The sequence below is a fragment of the Pedobacter sp. AC212 genome, assembly GCF_979258625.1.
In genome coordinates, this window is record NZ_OZ409870.1 from 4,316,555 (window position 1) to 4,333,059 (window position 16,505).

A 16,505-nucleotide genomic window follows, 5' to 3' on the forward strand; every position below is an offset into this window, starting at 1 on the left:
AAACAGGCTCATTAACCAAACAAAATGAGATGTTTATAAACAGGTAAAGACACCGACATTTTCAGTCGGTGTCTAATACATTTTTAGCCTAGCTAAATTAAGTGATTACTTAATTTCAACTACTGCTCCAGCTTCTTCTAATTGTTTTTTAAGAGCTTCTGCTTCGTCTTTAGTAACACCAGCTTTTAATTCTTTTGGTGCTCCATCAACTAAGTCTTTAGCTTCTTTCAAACCAAGACCTGTTAAGTCTTTTACAAGTTTAACAACTGCTAATTTAGCGCCACCAGCTTCTTTAAGAATTACATCAAAAGATGTTTTTTCTGCAGCAGCAGCAGGTGCATCACCACCAGCAGCAGGACCAGCAACTACAGCAGCAGCTGCAGGCTCGATACCATACTCGTCTTTTAAGATTTGAGCTAATTCGTTAACTTCTTTAACGGTTAAGTTTACTAATTGCTCAGCAAACGATTTTAAATCTGCCATTTTATTAAGATTTTAAATTTTTACGTAAAATAATTTTGTTTTATTTGCGAACTTAAGGTGTTCGTTAACCTTCTCTTTCTTGAAGAGTTTTAACAATTCCTGCAATTTTGTTACCGCCTGATTGAAGCGCAGATAGAACATTTTTAGCTGGTGATTGTAATAATCCAATGATATCGCCAATAAGCTCTTCTCTTGATTTTAAGCTTACTAAGTTATTCAATTGATCATCACCAACATATACTGATGAATCTATGTATGCGGCTTTAAGCACAGGTTTATCAGAAGTTTTTCTCAAAGTTTTAATCAACTTAGCCGGAGCGTTTGCTGTTTTTGAGAATAATAATGATGATGAACCTTTAAGCGCTTCGTATATCTCAGAAGCATCGCCATCTAAACCTTCAATCGCTTTGCGAATTAAAGAGTTTTTAGCAACCTTCATAATGATATCACCTTCGAAACATTTGCGGCGGATGTTATTAATCTGCTCAACAGAAAGGCTAGAAGTATCAGCAATATAGAAATTGCCATACTCTTGCATTTGTCCTTGTAGTTCTAAAACTACGTCGTTTTTTTCTTCTCTGTTCATGATTAAATCCCCGCTACTGATTTAGTTTCAATTGCAATCCCAGGACTCATTGTAGAAGACACGTGAATGCTTTTAAAATAAGTTCCTTTTGCAGCAGATGGTTTTAATTTTGAAATTACTTGAATAATTTCAAGTGCATTCTCATAAATTTTGTCTGCTGGGAATGATACTTTTCCTATCGAGGCGTGTATGATACCCGTTTTGTCTACTTTAAAATCGATCTTACCTGCTTTAACCTCAGTTACAGCTTTACCAACTTCGTTAGTTACTGTACCTGATTTTGGGTTAGGCATTAAGTTCCTTGGACCTAAAACACGGCCCAATTTACCTACCTTAGCCATACAAGCTGGTGTAGTGATAATAATGTCTACATCGGTCCAACCACCTTCAATTTTAGCAACATACTCGTCTAAACCAACGAAGTCTGCGCCAGCTGCTTTCGCTTCTTCTTCCTTATCAGGAGTTACCAAAGCTAAAACACGTACAGTTTTACCTGTACCGTGTGGTAAAGTAGCAATACCACGTACCATTTGATTGGCTTTACGCGGATCTACTCCTAAAGATACATCAATATCAACTGAAGCATCGAATTTAGTAGTAGTGATTTCTTTTACCAAAGCAGCAGCATCCTTCAAAGTATAAGCTTTACCAGCTTCTATTTTAGCATGTGCCTTTTTTTGATTTTTAGTTAATTTCGCCACTGTTGTAAACTGTTTTTTAATTAATTGTTCCAGGGTGCGTCACCAGAAACGGTGATTCCCATACTGCGTGCTGTTCCAGCAACCATACTCATTGCAGATTCGATTGTAAATGCATTTAAATCAGGCATTTTATCTTCAGCAATAACTTTAATCTGGTCCCAGGTCACCGACCCAACTTTCTTACGGTTAGGCTCAGCAGAACCACTCTGTAATTTAGTAGCATCTTTTAACTGGATAGCTACCGGAGGGGTTTTGATGATGAAATCGAATGACTTATCAGCATAAACAGTAATTACAACTGGCAATACTTTACCTGCTTTATCTTGGGTACGAGCGTTGTACTGTTTGCAAAACTCCATAATGTTCACCCCTTTAGCACCTAATGCAGGTCCTACTGGTGGCGATGGATTTGCCGCTCCGCCTTTGATCTGTAATTTGATCATTGCACTGACTTCTTTTGCCATTTTGTGTTTTTTGTTTATTTAAAACTCAATGTTAAATATTGGAAGCATGTAACATTTATTTTCCTTATAGTTCCTATAAAACTTAAAGGACTGCAAAGATATGGATAATCTTGCAGTCCTACAATAGATTAGGAAAAATATATTTTATATTATATCTTTAAGTTTTTAATACCTAGTTTCCACTTTGAAATATGTATCAAACAGATCCCATAAATCTATAATAGCTTTTCTCCCTTTTCTACCAGGACATTTTTTATTATAATAATCTGGTGCATAAAAAAATAATTCTTTAATACTATCTTTAGTAATAAGATGTAGATAAATCTCACCACCATCTGATATTGCGTACCTAGAATGTTTTTCACCACAGCCTTCTCCATCAATCTTATCATCGTTAATATCCCACATTTTTAACTTGGAAGATTTAGACCAAAATTGATTTAAACTATCTAAACTTAAATAATGGGGGTTAAAAAATATGTTAATGTCAACAGGTATAAAATATATCAAATTTCCATTTTTCTTTAAAAACATATCTCTAAATGCTTTTGGAATATTTTTAACCTTATGATCCAGTTTTGTATTACTTTTATAGGTATAGGTTGTTATGGTGTCCCCTACCTTACTCAAAATTCTATAGCTTGGAATATTAAAAGTACCTACAAATTGTAATATATAAGTACTGTCTGCATTTTTTTGAAAAAATTCATGCAGGGGGGTTATGCCTACGTTATTCTGTGCTTTAGCATCCAAAGAAAAAAAACTAATTATAAATAAACAGATTATAACTCTCATAATTATTGTTTTTTGGGGCATAAAGGTGTACTATTATCGGCAAAACCATAATGATGAGCATTTTCCAAACCTTTCATTGTAGAAAAGTCCATTGTTAGATTTGTTGCTCCAATTTTAAAAGTATCATTCTCATAATTCTCTTTCCATAATGATGTACCTTGAACACCGCTCCAAGCCATTGCAGTAGCTTCTTTTAAATCTAAGTTAGGATAAATAGATTTCATAATATTTACAAACGGTGTAATATAATTTTTAGAAATATCCTCATGATTTTGTCCATGATTAATAGTGCTCCCTTTTTTATACTGTAGGTAAGCATGCAATGTTTCATGTATTATGGTTGCAAGAGCATATTCTTGTGTTGAGTTCTTTAACACATCTTCATTTAGTAAGATTGAACACTTGAAAATGCCCCCATCATAATTATATCCTGTAGTTCTGCCATCAACTACTTTCCCTTTATTATCATATAGTTCGGGTACGTTACTAATACCTACTTTTACCTTAGTGTTCGCATCCAAACTGGATATAATTTTACTAATTGTATCTGTAAAGTTTTTGCCACTTACTCCCTTTGCTTTCGCAAGTGCAGTCTTTAAACACTCATTGGTTAAACTATCAATAATCTCCCTATTTACGTTATTTTCTCCTGTTCCAGTGCTACTGCCACCACCATAAGAATTATTTCCCGTACAAGTAGTATATAAATAACTCTCAGAAATAACCTGTCCAGTATTCCCATTAAAAGTTGTCCAGTACCAATCTGTACATATTGGCTCAACAGGTACTTCTGGTGGTGCTTGCATAGTCATTAAAAGTTTATCTCTTAGCCCAATTGTTCCATTCTGAAAAAACTTAACTTTCAGTTTCGAACTGACCTTACCGTTAATAAATTGCTGTCCATATTTAAACGTGTGTGCAGCATCTAAAACTAAAACATTGCCGGTAAAATTACTATTCAAATCTTTTCCACCTTGAAATATAACTGTCAAATCTCTTATCGTTTCAGGTAAATCAGCATTTACAACTTCTATTAACTTAGCTGAATAACTTCCTAGTGAATCAGCAATAATCAATTGTGAAACAACCCTATTATTTCCTGTTTCCAATTTGAAATTTGAAGGCATAATTAAATAATTTATCTCCTTATCTTTAAATATCTCGACTTTATCTCAATTAGGTATATAAAAAATATTTTTCTCTGACGAAAACCAACTCGTTGCATGTGAAATGAGTTCAGTGTTTGAAATCATACTTTCGCTTTTCTTACACGAATTAAAGATAAATAACGAACCTACCACCGAGCAGCAGAAGAACACAAAGGGTTTTGAAAATAATCTTTTCATTTTGTTAATTTAGATTCTTAGAATAAATGACTTTTTGAGAGATGAGATAAATGAATATACTAATAAAACTTATTTTACAAAATACCATGAACGCAAAAAGCTTTTCTTTTTAAGAAAAGCTTTTATAATATCTTAGTAAAATTCGTAATTCTTAAATTTACAATCGTAAATCCCTTTATTCTTTTTCTACTTGCATATAGTTAAGTTCCAATGGTGTTTTACGACCGAAAATCTTAACCATTACTTTTAATTTTTTCTTCTCTTCGTTCACTTCTTCAATCACACCAGAGAAACCATTGAAAGGTCCATCCATAACTTTAATACCTTCACCAACATAATAAGGCACATTCATAGTTTCGCCTTGCTCGCTCATTTCATCAACAACACCTAAAATACGGTTAACCTCTGCCTGGCGCATTGGAATTGGATTACCGGCTTTATCGCCTAAGAAACCAATAACACTGTTAATGCCTTTAATGATATGCTCTAACTCTCCATCTAATGTTGCTTCGATTAAAACATAACCAGGATAAAAGTTACGTTCTTTGGCAATTTTTTTACCATCTTTCATTTGGTAATATTTTTCCATTGGTATTAAAACCTGAGGAACCAAATGAGAGAAACCTAAACGGCTGATCTCAGCATCAATGTATTGTTTTACCTTCTTTTCTTTACCGCTAACCGCCCTTACAACGTACCACTTTAGATCGCTCATTAGTAAATATTAATTAGAAAGTGATTTATAAAAAGTATCTAACACAAATGTAGAGCCTTTATCCATTGCAAAAATAACCAATGCAATAATTAAAGAAGCCACTAAAACAAGAATCGCAGAGCTTTGCAACTCTCCCCAAGTAGGCCATGTAACCTTATTGGTCATTTCATCGTATGATTCTTTTATAAACTCAACTACTTTAGCCATATTTATTATAATGATTAAATGATTGAATTAGTGAGTGAGAGAATGCTTAACATTCAATCATTAAAACATTCACTAATACAATCATTATTTTTTGGCACGGGAACAAGGATTCGAACCCTGATCAAAGGTTTTGGAGACCTCTATTCTACCGTTGAACTATTCCCGTGGATAAAATTAGCTAATCAGCATAGAAGCCAATTAGCTAATTTTTATATAATAGCTTAAAATTAAGCTAAGATTTCAGTTACCTGACCAGCACCTACTGTTCTACCACCTTCACGGATAGCGAAACGTAGACCTTTTTCCATTGCGATAGGAGAAATCAATTTCACAGAAATTGTAACGTTATCACCTGGCATTACCATTTCAGTACCTTCAGCTAGTGAAATTTCACCAGTTACATCTGTAGTACGGAAATAGAATTGAGGACGGTATTTGTTAAAGAATGGAGTGTGACGACCACCTTCAGCTTTTGATAATACATAGATCTCAGCTTTGAAATCAGAGTGAGGAGTTACTGAACCTGGTTTACAGATTACCATACCACGACGGATATCAGTTTTCTCAATACCACGTAACAATAAACCTACGTTATCACCAGCTTCACCGTAATCTAAAATTTTACGGAACATCTCAACACCAGTTACTGTAGATTTTAAGTTCTCAGCACCCATACCTAAGATCTCAACTGGATCTCCAGAGTTTATTACGCCACGCTCAATACGACCTGTAGCAACAGTACCACGACCAGTGATCGAGAATACATCTTCAACAGGCATTAAGAAAGGAAGTTCAGTTAAACGTGGAGGAATTGGAATGTAGCTATCAACAGCATCCATTAATTCCATAATTTTACCAACCCATTTAGCATCACCGTTTAATCCACCTAATGCAGAACCTTGGATTACTGGAATATCATCACCTGGGAAATCGTAGAAAGATAATAATTCACGAACTTCCATTTCAACTAGTTCTAATAATTCTGGATCATCAACCATATCCACTTTGTTCATGAATACAACCAATGAAGGTACACCAACCTGACGAGCTAACAAGATGTGCTCGCGAGTTTGTGGCATTGGACCATCAGTAGCAGCAACAACGATAATTGCACCGTCCATTTGAGCAGCACCAGTTACCATGTTCTTCACATAATCCGCGTGACCTGGACAGTCAACGTGTGCATAGTGACGGTTAGCTGTTGAATACTCAACGTGAGCTGTATTGATTGTAATACCTCTTTCTTTTTCCTCTGGAGCAGAGTCAATTGAATCGAATGAACGTGCCTCAGTTAAACCAGCATCAGCCAAAACTTTTGTAATAGCTGCTGTTAAAGTTGTTTTACCGTGATCGACGTGACCGATTGTACCGATGTTTAAGTGCGGTTTACTGCGGTCAAATTTTTCTTTTGCCATTTTATTTATAACTAATTAGTAGGTTAACTTTTTATTATTTTTATTTTTTGTTATTTCAACACAAAAAACCTTGTCTACTCTGTAATATATAACAGATTTAACAAAGCTTTATTACACCTGAGCCAACTATGGGAATTGAACCCATGACCTCTTCCTTACCAAGGAAGTGCTCTACCGCTGAGCTAAGTCGGCTTTTCCAATTATCAATCTTCAGTTTTGTCAGTTATCATAAAACTGCAACCTTTAATTGCCAACTGCTCAACTTTATTGGAGCGGAAGACGAGGTTCGAACTCGCGACCTATAGCTTGGAAGGCTATCGCTCTACCAACTGAGCTACTTCCGCTTTTAACAAATGATAGAATGATTGATTTGGGAATGATTGAATTACTATACTCACTCATTTTCTTATTCACTCATCCACTCATTAATCGTGGGGAGAGAAGGATTCGAACCTTCGAAATCTTGCGATAACAGAGTTACAGTCTGTCCCATTTGGCCGCTCTGGAATCTCCCCTACTTTATTTTAAAATACCAACACTTTAAAATAAAAGAGCCTCCTATCGGAATCGAACCAATGACCTACTGATTACAAGTCAGTTGCTCTACCAGCTGAGCTAAGGAGGCTTTTAATTTTGTGCAATGATACGAAAAATCTTCATTTTTCATACTATTAGCGTGTTTTTTAAAAACTTTAATCTTTTAAAAGAACTTACCTTTTCTTTGTTGCTTAACACCGTTTCCGAAAGGGAATGCAAATATACACACTTATATTTCACTTCAAAATAAATTTGAAAAAAAATAGCGAACATTTTTTGTTCGCTATCCTATAAATTATACTTTATTTAAATATACACTTAATAATCAGTCGCTTCGCTTTCTGTTAAAATTGCTTTATGTTCACTTAATTTTGCACGTGTTTTTTCTTTGTGCTTCGTGATTTGTTTCCTCAACGACTCAATCGCTAAATCAGTCGCCTCTTCAAATGATTTACATTGTTCTTTAGCGAAGAGTGTTCCACCCGGCACAATGAGTTTAATCTCACTGATCTTATTGGCTTCATCCTCTACGTTCTCTAATTTTAAATACACTTCGCCGCTAATGATCTGGTCAAAAAACTGATCTAGCTTGTTTGCCTTTTTCTGGATAAAGTCTAACAACTTACTATCTGCACTGAAGTGGATTGATTGAACTCCGATTTTCATTTTTCCTCCTTTTTTTACGCCTTTGGATGGGCTTGTTTATAAATTGTTTTTAATCTTTCGATTGAATTGTGGGTGTAAACCTGGGTTGCAGCCAAGCTGGCGTGGCCCAAAAGTTCTTTAATGGCATTTAAATCTGCTCCTGCATTTAACAGGCTTGTCGCATAACTATGCCGCAACACGTGTGGACTTTTCTTTTCATTGGTTGATATGTGGTTTAGGTATGAAGTTACAATACGGTATATTAGCTTTGGATATGCCGCTGCACCTGTATTCGTAACGATTAAGTTAATCAAATTGTTATTAAAATTCTGCAATTTTTTTTGATCAATATAGCTATTGATCTGATTAATAAGTTGTTTATTTACCGGAATAATTCGCTCCTTATTTCTTTTACCCAACACCTTAATCGTTCCTGAATAAGTATCTACATCAGCTTCTTTTAGTTGAATAAGCTCTGCAAGGCGGATTCCTGTACCAAAAAGCAATTCGATAACCAAATGATCTCTAACAGACTCGAAACTATTGTCAAAATAATTTTCCGAATCAAGTAGAACGTTCATTTTCTGCGAATCAACAAATACCGGAAGACGTTTTGGAATTTTAGGAGCCTTGATTAAAAGTGTAGGATTTTGATTTACCTGCTCTTCCCGCATTAAAAACTTATATAAACTTCTTAAAGCAGAAATTTTTCTGTTGATTGTGTTCTCTGAAGTTTTTCGCTCCATCAAATCAACCATATAGCTTCTAATGTGCGTATGCTTAACTTCTGTGAAGTTTATTTCGAAAGTGGCGTGAATGTATTGCTCAAACTGATCCAAATCAGTTTGATAGGAAGTGATGGTATGCGAAGAATAGCGCTTCTCGTGAGTTAAATAGGTAATAAAACTTTTTAGCAACATGCAATATCTCCTGCTAGGTATAGATATGAAGTTACAAATTGTTTTGATATAAAGAAATCATTAACTAATTGTTTATTGTAAAGATTTCGATGATAGCCTAAATCAAAAAAGTCCCGACCTAAAAGATCGGGACTTTAATATTCTATATCGTGAACAACTTATGAAGTTGTATCTTGATTCATATTCTGAATGTAAACAGCATGTTTAATTTCAGTACGACGAGCAACGGATTTTTTCTCGTATGCTTGGCGACTACGTAGTTCTCTCAATACACCAGTTTTTTCAAACTTTTTCTTGAAACGTTTTAGGGCTTTATCTAATGATTCGCCGTCTTTAATGTTAATAATGATCATAACGCTGAAATACCTCCTCTCGTGGTTTTTAAATTATTCCCCTATTAGCGGGGCTGCAAATGTAAGTAAATAATTGAATATGAGAAAGATTTTTAAAAACAAATTTTATTCAAACATTAATTGTTTTATAATGATCTTTAATTACTTTTAGTGATACTTTAATATATGACAACCGGTAAGAAAACAATCTCGATCATTGCAGTTTTAGTAATTATTATTTTAGGCATAGTATTTTACTATCGTTATTTCTTCGTGTTCGGCGAAGGTGTGAAAGCTGGCGAGCTAAACTTTGTTGTTAAAAAGGGTTATATCTTCAAAACCTACGAAGGAAAAATAATTCAGAGTGGTTTGAGATCACGGACTACCGGAAGTGTGCAAAGTAATGAGTTCGAGTTTTCAATTGCAAACAAAGAACTTGCTGAAAAGATGATGGCCAATAGCGGTAAATTTTACGAGCTGCATTATAAACAATACAATCATGCTTTACCCTGGAGAGGATTTAGCGAATATGTAGTAGATAGTATTATAACCGCTAAGTAGTCTTTAGTCTTTAGTCTTTAGTCTTTAGTCTTTAGTCTTTAGTCTTTAGTCTTTAAATTAACTGACCTTTGCTCAACTTGTTTTCCAAATAATAGGTTTAATTTTTCTTTTTCGGAACTTTTGCGCCTTCTTTTTTCGCCTCGGATAAACCAATCGCTACCGCTTGCTTCTTGGACGTTACTTTCTTGCCAGATCCTGTTTTAAGCTTTCCCTCTTTCATCTCATGCATGGTTTCCTCTACTTTTTCACCAGCTTTTTTCGAATATTTTGCCATAGCTTTAGTTATTAGTCGTTAGTCATTAATCAAAACCGCCGTTAACAAAGCTTGGTTTTAAAAATTTAGCAAAAAAAATCCGAAGGTGGTTAAACACTCCGGATTACTCATAATGTATATTTGGTTTAATAACTTTGAGATCGAGGTTGAGGAATGAACTTTAGCCTAAATCTTAGCCACTTCCCTTTCCTTTCTTAATTAATTTAAAATCTCTCTGGCGATGACAATCTTTTGTATTTCTGATGTGCCCTCTCCTATTGTACACAATTTACTATCGCGATAAAATTTCTCTACCGGGAAATCTTTGGTATAACCATAGCCACCAAAAATCTGAACCGCCTCTGTAGCCACTTTAACGGAAACCTCCGAAGCGAAATATTTAGCCATAGCCGATTCTTTCGTCATCGGCAAATGCCTGTTTTTTAAATCAGCTGCCTGACGGATTAGTAATTCTGAAGCTTCAATTTCAGTTGCCATATCAGCTAGTTTAAAACTTATAGCCTGGAAGCTGGAAATAGGTTGTCCAAATTGCTGGCGTTGTTTCGAATAAGCAACTGCAGCATCAAAAGCACCCTTTGCAATTCCCAATGCTAATGCGGCAATAGAAATCCTTCCTCCATCCAACACTTTCATAGCTTGTTTAAAGCCTTCGCCTACATTACCCAACACATTGGCTTTAGGCACACGGCAGTTATCAAAAATCATTTCTGTAGTTTCTGAGGCCCGCATACCCAATTTATTTTCCTTTTTGCCGGCCGAAAAACCTGGCGTTCCGCGTTCCACCACAATTGCAGAGATTCCTTTCGAACTTCCCTGCTCCCCTGTTCTTACCATTACAACTGCAATGTCGCCACTTTTACCATGGGTGATCCAGTTTTTTGCGCCATTAATAATGTAATCATCACCGTCTTCAACGGCAGTGGTCATCATCCTTAATGCATCAGATCCGGTATTGGCCTCTGTTAAACCCCAGGCTCCAATCCATTCGGCAGTAGCTAGTTTTGGTAACCACTTTTGTTTTTGCTCCTCATTGCCGAAAGCCAAAATATGCCCTGTGCAAAGTGAATTGTGTGCAGCAAGTGATAATCCAATAGAACCACAAACTCTCGCCACCTCGACAATTACATCAACATATTCTTGGTAACCCAAGCCCGAACCACCGTATTCTTCAGGAACTAAAACACCCATTAAACCCAAATCGCCTAATTGCTTAAACAACTCTACAGGAAAATGTTGCGCTTCATCCCATTCCATAATATTTGGACGTATGTTTTTCTCAGCAAAATCGCGGACCATTGCCTTTACATTTTGTTGAGTTTCTGTTTCTGAAAAATTAAAGCTAACGCTCATTAAGTTTATATTTTAAGTTAGTTCTGGCAATTATAAACAATTATTTTATAGTTAATTGCCATTATAAATTTGCATCAATGCAGAATGAAATGGTATTCGGTTCAATAACATTAATGATTAATTTTAAAGGTATAAATACGGTATAGCAGCTATTTTATATTTTTTAGTTCATTACGTATGAATTTTAGTTATTTGAAAAGGTTTAAATTAAATAAACCCGATTAATCGGAAATACTTTTTTTTTGAAGCAACCCTAAATGTACTGTCATGCTGAAGCACGAAGCAGCTGCAACCGAAGCATGACAAAAGTTAAAAAAAGATTGGGGTGAAAGCGGGACTATCGAAACCGATTAGCACTTCGATTGCTTTTCTAAAAAGAAATATAAGGTGTAATCTTATCGATTACTTCTTGATTAAGGATTAGGACTTTCTTTAAATCAGCCGGATCACTATAATTTCCATGCTGCTTTCTGTATTGGATAATGGCATTAATTTGTTTGTAGGAAAGATATGGATTTCCTTTCAAGTCGTTAAATTGTGCGGTATTAATATTGATAATTTTTAGCGCCATCGGACTTACTGAAATCTGATTTTTAATCTCCTCGTAACGAACCGAATCTAAACCATAAACTTCCATTAGCTGCTCTTTTTTATGGAAACCGCCTAAACGTTCCCGATACTTTAAAATTCGATTAGCAAATGTGCCACCAACACCTTTTATTTCATCAAGCTGGGCAGAATCTGCAGTATTGATATCGATAATTGTCGGAGGTTTTTTAACATACTCCTTTTTTTCAAAACCGAGATCTTTCTTTGGATAATGGCTGGACTGATTCTCAATACTAACAAATGGAAATAGTTTTCTATACATCTCTGGCGAAATCGTGTACATCTTTTGAAGATCTTCAGCCTTATAGAATTTACCACCTTTATTAGTATAGTTCACAATAGCTTGTGCCTGTTTTACAGATAAACCTAAAGATTGCCATCCTTCAACACTTAAACTATTCGGATCAAAATTAAATAGTTTTACCTTCCTGGATCCTCCTGATCTTTCAATTCGATCTCTGGTATAATGAAAATCTTGTTGGTCGGTTATTTCTAATTTATGGATTTTGGCTAGTAAATCAGGACTGTCCTTTTCTACCGTTTGCACCTTCTCGTATATAATAGGTATCGCCTTTAATATGATGATAATAAATATCAACAACAGTAATCCATTGAATTCGCCCTTACTGAAACCAAAATGTTTATTGAGCCAAATTCTCATGTGTGATATGACGTGTGTATTATAAATATAAATCTTATTTTTGGGATTGCAAAGCTCACGGGTTTTAGCTATCAACAATCTAAGAATATTATATGAAGATCATTACTACTTCTGAGTTTGCGAAAGCAACCAAGATAGATAAACTCGGTGTGCCAGGTTTGGCCGGCTTGATGATGGAGCTCATGAAACTGAATGACATTAACGATGTTTTTGCTCAAAATCAACACTTTAAAGGCTTAGAATTTGTAGATAAAATTTTGGAAACTATTGGAGTTTCTATTGAATTTGACGAAGATGATTTAAAGAGCATTCCTAAAACGGGGCCATTTATTGCCATTGCAAACCATCCTTATGGCGGGGTTGAAGGTTTGGCCCTAGTGAAACTTTTATGCACTGTACGTCCGGATGCGAAGGTAATGGTCAATTTCATTTTGAAAAAAATACCTAATCTAGATGAATTTTTTGTAGCGGTAAATCCCTTTGAAAATGTACAACACTCATCGAGCATAAGCGGTTTAAAAACTACTTTCGATTTACTGAGAAATGGAATACCAATAGGAATATTTCCTGCGGGTGAAGTTTCTACCTTCAAATTAGATGCGCAACAAGTTACCGATAGAATGTGGCATCCGGTAGTTGGGAAGTTAATCGCGAAGGCAAAAGTGCCGGTTGTTCCCATTTATTTCCATGGTAATAATGGCGTTTTATTTAATATTTTAAGTTTTATTCATCCTACCCTTCGTACTGCTAAACTTCCATCCGAGTTTTTAAACAAACAAGGTTTAACCATCAAAGTTCGTGTTGGAAAAGCGATCGCTCCATCAGAGGTTTCGCACATGAATAGCAGTAACAAGTTGATGGATTTCCTTCGTGCCCGCACCTATGCGCTTGGCGTTGGTTTAGATCAGGAAAGAAGGTTATTTAATCCGCTTAAATTATTCAAGATAAAGAAAAAGCCAGCAGAGATTATTGAAGAGACTTCTCGTGAGTTGATTAAGACCGAAGTGAGCAAGTTGGAAGATTTTAAAGTATGGACAGAAAAAAACTACGAGGTTTATATTGTTCCCACGCTAAAAATTCCAAATGTTTTACGGGAGATTGGGCGACTTAGGGAAATTACCTTTCGCGAAGTTGGTGAGGGAACCAATAAAAAAATCGATCTCGATAATTACGATATTTATTACAACCACCTATTTATTTGGGATAAAGATCTGGAGAATATTGTGGGTGCCTACCGCATTGGAAAAGGCGATGAAATTTTAGAAAGCATGGGTCGTAGAGGTTTTTATCTTTCCGAACTTTTTAAAATGAAAGATCAATTTTACCCTATGCTAAAACAAGGCATTGAACTGGGCAGATCGTGGATCAGAAAAGAATATCAGGGTAAACCGCTTCCATTATTTTTATTGTGGAAAGGTATTTTAAAGTATCTTATTGATAACCCTCAATATAGATACATGTTCGGACCGGTAAGTATTAGCAACAGTTTTTCTAAATTTAGTAAGGCCCTGATTGTTGATTATATCACTAAAAACCATTTTGATTATGAAATGGCGAAATACGTTAAGCCACGTAATAAATTCAAAGCAGATTTACTTCCAATTTCGACCGACACATTGGTTGATAGTAGTGAATCTTTTAAAGATTTAGATAGCATTATTGGCGACATTGAAAATTCGCATATTAAAATTCCTGTTTTATTAAGGCAGTACATGAACTTGAATGCAAAGATCATTTCTTTCAATATAGATCCGAAATTTTCAGATTGTCTGGATGGTTTCTTAGTGGTAGATACACATAATATTCCGCCAGAGATGTTGGAAAAACTCGGTAAAAACTTATAGCTTTAAAATAAAAATACCCAGACATCCATCTGGGTATTTTTGTTATCAACTAACCTAAACTTTATAAATACTAACCAAATATTTATGCCACAAATATGAGGATGTATTGTTAAGAAGAAATTAACTTAAGATTATAAAATGGATGTTTTTAAAGGTAATTGTCATCATAGCTATACAATTATTTACGCACCATAATAGCTGTTTGCTTTCCATCGCCAAGCTTAAATGCTTCCTTACTAAATAAAACAAAACCATTATCCATAAAAACGATTGCCTGCGCTATTTTCTTTATAAAAGGCATTGATAACTACTTCTCACCTCTCGGCATTGATGGCTGGTACTGGATCATGCAAAAGCTAATCAACTTTTCGAAGCTGACAAACCGCCAGGACAGAAATAGGCGCTATCCTCAATCACTCAATTTCTCTTAATAAATTTTGGTGTAAACATTCAACCATCGTTTCTTTATCGTGATGGCAATTGTCTCTTCTATAATTGATGATATGTCAATATCGCTAATGCGAATGGGTTTCGTTTTTTGCCTTTTGCGTTTAGGCACATGATTGATTTAACAAAAAAAGGTTACAACAATCGCTGTTGTAACCTTTATCTAAATTAACGCTCTCAATCTTTATGATTGTGATGCAAGGCTCTCACCCCTTGCGTTGGCAAAAGTATAATTTATGTTTGAATTAACAACAAAAATTTTTAAAAATTTCTACCTAATTTCCTATAGCCGCAAATCTGTGTTAAATATAGGTGAACAACATCCAGAATTCTTAACATAAAGAAATTGTTGATTTTAAGTTAATAAGATGTAAATTTAATGTAACCAAATATTAATGAATTGAAATCAGGCTTTTACATAAATAAATTTCGACAAGTACTGCTCACATGCTTGCTGCTTTGTGGAATTTCCGTAATGGCTCAAAATCGATCGTTTGAATTTTATGATGGTACTTTTAACTTCAATTTAGATTCATCATTAATTATTTCTACCGTTAATAAGCCAACGACTGCCGAGGCCCTAAACTTTTATAATAAAATCGAGTCAGCAGATACCCGAACAATCATTTCAGCACTTAAGGCTTACCAAGAAAAACACCATCTTAACGATTGGATCTACTATCAACTGATCAGGAAAACGGCCGAAGAGATTAGCCCGAAGGCAGAGAATTATTTTCGTTATACGCTTTACAAATGGTATTTACTAAGTAAATGCGGCTACGATGCCAGAATTGCAATCGGCAACAATCAGATTGTATTTTATGTAAATAACGATGAAGATATTAGCGATATCCCTTTCTTTATGATTGATGATAAAAAATATATGTGCTTAAATTATCACGATTATGGGAAGCTATTTAAGCAGAGTGTTTACGTTCCTGTTAAAATTAAGATACCAGAAGCCACCAAACCCTTTTCTTATAAAGTAACGCGAATGCCCGAGTTTAAACCTGAAACTTATGAAGAAAAGGATCTTCAATTTAGCTATAAACAAAAGGTTTACCACTTTAAATTAAAAGTGAATGACGAAGTGCAAAAGATATTTAAAAACTATCCGGTAGTAGATTACGAAAGCTATTTTAATATTCCATTGAGTAGAGAAACCTACAGCTCTTTGATTCCAATTTTGAAAGAAAACACCAAACACCTGGATCAAAAAAACGGGGTTGATTATTTAATGCGATTTACCCGATATGCTTTTTTATATGAAGATGACGGCCAGAATTTCGGTAAAGAGAAAAGATTGTCTCCAGAGCAAACTTTACTAAATAAATATAGCGACTGCGATGACCGGGCAGCATTATTTTTCTTTTTAGTAAAGGAAATCTATAATTTACCGATGATTGCCTTGCTCTACCCTACACACTTAACAATGGCCGTTCAGTTCGATAAACCCGTAGGGAGTTTCATTACCTATCAGGGCAAAAAATATTCCTTCTGTGAACCTACCCCACAAACGCAAAATCTAAAAATTGGCCAGATTTCAAGTAATCTAAAAAATGCCAGTTACGAAATTGTTTACGCATACGAGCCAATCAAAAAATAGTCGTATT

The 16,505-nt window shown here is 35.0% G+C and carries 19 protein-coding genes and 5 tRNA genes; 3 read left to right on the top strand and 21 right to left on the bottom strand.

The window, feature by feature from the left end:
* Window positions 1–105: 105 nt before the first annotated feature.
* The 17 genes from rplL to rpsU form a co-directional block, all read right to left on the bottom strand.
* Window positions 106–483 carry a 50S ribosomal protein L7/L12 gene (gene rplL / locus ACZZZC_RS18425; protein WP_029279312.1) on the bottom strand — a complete coding sequence of 126 codons (378 nt, stop codon included), beginning with the start codon at window positions 481–483 and terminating at the stop codon, window positions 106–108.
* A gap of 64 nt (window positions 484–547) precedes the next feature.
* Window positions 548–1,069 (bottom strand): 50S ribosomal protein L10, encoded by a 522-nt coding sequence (rplJ, locus tag ACZZZC_RS18430; protein ID WP_056849501.1) that lies wholly within the window; start codon window positions 1,067–1,069, stop codon window positions 548–550.
* Between the two features lie 2 nt (window positions 1,070–1,071).
* Window positions 1,072–1,770, bottom strand: a complete 699-nt coding sequence (gene rplA, locus ACZZZC_RS18435; protein WP_025143259.1) for a 50S ribosomal protein L1 — start codon at window positions 1,768–1,770, stop codon at window positions 1,072–1,074.
* A gap of 20 nt (window positions 1,771–1,790) precedes the next feature.
* On the bottom strand, window positions 1,791–2,234 hold the full coding sequence (gene rplK / locus ACZZZC_RS18440) for a 50S ribosomal protein L11 (RefSeq protein WP_010601094.1): 444 nt from the start codon (window positions 2,232–2,234) through the stop codon (window positions 1,791–1,793).
* A 165-nt stretch (window positions 2,235–2,399) separates the two neighbouring features.
* The gene (locus tag ACZZZC_RS18445) at window positions 2,400–3,029 is read right to left on the bottom strand and encodes a hypothetical protein (RefSeq protein ID WP_463483513.1); all 630 of its coding nucleotides are present in this window, start codon (window positions 3,027–3,029) and stop codon (window positions 2,400–2,402) included.
* Window positions 3,030–3,031: 2 nt separating this feature from the next.
* On the bottom strand, window positions 3,032–4,138 hold the full coding sequence (locus tag ACZZZC_RS18450; protein WP_463487850.1) for a SprT-like domain-containing protein: 1,107 nt from the start codon (window positions 4,136–4,138) through the stop codon (window positions 3,032–3,034).
* 412 nt (window positions 4,139–4,550) lie between these two features.
* Window positions 4,551–5,090 carry a transcription termination/antitermination protein NusG gene (nusG, locus tag ACZZZC_RS18455; RefSeq protein WP_029283241.1) on the bottom strand — a complete coding sequence of 180 codons (540 nt, stop codon included), beginning with the start codon at window positions 5,088–5,090 and terminating at the stop codon, window positions 4,551–4,553.
* A gap of 9 nt (window positions 5,091–5,099) precedes the next feature.
* Window positions 5,100–5,297: a preprotein translocase subunit SecE gene (secE, locus tag ACZZZC_RS18460; RefSeq protein WP_025143264.1), complete on the bottom strand. Its 198-nt coding sequence runs from the start codon at window positions 5,295–5,297 to the stop codon at window positions 5,100–5,102.
* Window positions 5,298–5,389: 92 nt separating this feature from the next.
* Window positions 5,390–5,463 (bottom strand) — tRNA-Trp (locus ACZZZC_RS18465).
* A 61-nt stretch (window positions 5,464–5,524) separates the two neighbouring features.
* Window positions 5,525–6,712: an elongation factor Tu gene (gene tuf / locus ACZZZC_RS18470; RefSeq protein WP_056849498.1), complete on the bottom strand. Its 1,188-nt coding sequence runs from the start codon at window positions 6,710–6,712 to the stop codon at window positions 5,525–5,527.
* Window positions 6,713–6,832: 120 nt separating this feature from the next.
* Window positions 6,833–6,904: transfer RNA gene (locus ACZZZC_RS18475), tRNA-Thr, on the bottom strand.
* A gap of 76 nt (window positions 6,905–6,980) precedes the next feature.
* Window positions 6,981–7,056: transfer RNA gene (locus ACZZZC_RS18480), tRNA-Gly, on the bottom strand.
* 88 nt (window positions 7,057–7,144) lie between these two features.
* A tRNA-Tyr gene (locus ACZZZC_RS18485) sits at window positions 7,145–7,227 on the bottom strand.
* Between the two features lie 37 nt (window positions 7,228–7,264).
* Window positions 7,265–7,337 (bottom strand) — tRNA-Thr (locus ACZZZC_RS18490).
* 230 nt (window positions 7,338–7,567) lie between these two features.
* Window positions 7,568–7,915, bottom strand: coding sequence for a ribosome hibernation-promoting factor, HPF/YfiA family (hpf, locus tag ACZZZC_RS18495; protein ID WP_056849497.1), 348 nt, complete (start codon window positions 7,913–7,915; stop codon window positions 7,568–7,570).
* A gap of 14 nt (window positions 7,916–7,929) precedes the next feature.
* The gene (locus ACZZZC_RS18500) at window positions 7,930–8,814 is read right to left on the bottom strand and encodes a tyrosine-type recombinase/integrase (RefSeq protein WP_463483515.1); all 885 of its coding nucleotides are present in this window, start codon (window positions 8,812–8,814) and stop codon (window positions 7,930–7,932) included.
* Between the two features lie 158 nt (window positions 8,815–8,972).
* The gene (gene rpsU, locus ACZZZC_RS18505) at window positions 8,973–9,167 is read right to left on the bottom strand and encodes a 30S ribosomal protein S21 (protein ID WP_010601088.1); all 195 of its coding nucleotides are present in this window, start codon (window positions 9,165–9,167) and stop codon (window positions 8,973–8,975) included.
* Between the two features lie 165 nt (window positions 9,168–9,332).
* Here rpsU and ACZZZC_RS18510 point away from each other — a divergent pair, with 165 nt between their 5' ends.
* Window positions 9,333–9,707 carry a hypothetical protein gene (locus ACZZZC_RS18510; protein ID WP_463483516.1) on the top strand — a complete coding sequence of 125 codons (375 nt, stop codon included), beginning with the start codon at window positions 9,333–9,335 and terminating at the stop codon, window positions 9,705–9,707.
* Window positions 9,708–9,804: 97 nt separating this feature from the next.
* Here ACZZZC_RS18510 and ACZZZC_RS18515 read toward each other — a convergent pair whose 3' ends face one another.
* The 3 genes from ACZZZC_RS18515 to ACZZZC_RS18525 form a co-directional block, all read right to left on the bottom strand.
* On the bottom strand, window positions 9,805–9,981 hold the full coding sequence (locus ACZZZC_RS18515) for a DUF6496 domain-containing protein (protein WP_463483517.1): 177 nt from the start codon (window positions 9,979–9,981) through the stop codon (window positions 9,805–9,807).
* A gap of 198 nt (window positions 9,982–10,179) precedes the next feature.
* Window positions 10,180–11,331 carry an acyl-CoA dehydrogenase gene (locus ACZZZC_RS18520; RefSeq protein WP_265797991.1) on the bottom strand — a complete coding sequence of 384 codons (1,152 nt, stop codon included), beginning with the start codon at window positions 11,329–11,331 and terminating at the stop codon, window positions 10,180–10,182.
* Between the two features lie 370 nt (window positions 11,332–11,701).
* A complete protein-coding gene (locus tag ACZZZC_RS18525) occupies window positions 11,702–12,601 on the bottom strand; it encodes a ComEA family DNA-binding protein (protein WP_463483518.1) in 900 nt (299 codons plus the stop codon).
* Window positions 12,602–12,693: 92 nt separating this feature from the next.
* Between ACZZZC_RS18525 and ACZZZC_RS18530 the strand changes: the two genes are divergently transcribed.
* Window positions 12,694–14,445 (top strand): lysophospholipid acyltransferase family protein, encoded by a 1,752-nt coding sequence (locus ACZZZC_RS18530; RefSeq protein ID WP_265797993.1) that lies wholly within the window; start codon window positions 12,694–12,696, stop codon window positions 14,443–14,445.
* 178 nt (window positions 14,446–14,623) lie between these two features.
* Here ACZZZC_RS18530 and ACZZZC_RS18535 read toward each other — a convergent pair whose 3' ends face one another.
* Window positions 14,624–14,746: a hypothetical protein gene (locus ACZZZC_RS18535; protein ID WP_463483519.1), complete on the bottom strand. Its 123-nt coding sequence runs from the start codon at window positions 14,744–14,746 to the stop codon at window positions 14,624–14,626.
* Window positions 14,747–15,367: 621 nt separating this feature from the next.
* On the opposite strand from ACZZZC_RS18535, the gene ACZZZC_RS18540 reads away from it, so the two are divergent.
* Window positions 15,368–16,498: a hypothetical protein gene (locus ACZZZC_RS18540; protein WP_463483520.1), complete on the top strand. Its 1,131-nt coding sequence runs from the start codon at window positions 15,368–15,370 to the stop codon at window positions 16,496–16,498.
* Window positions 16,499–16,505 lie beyond the last annotated feature (7 nt).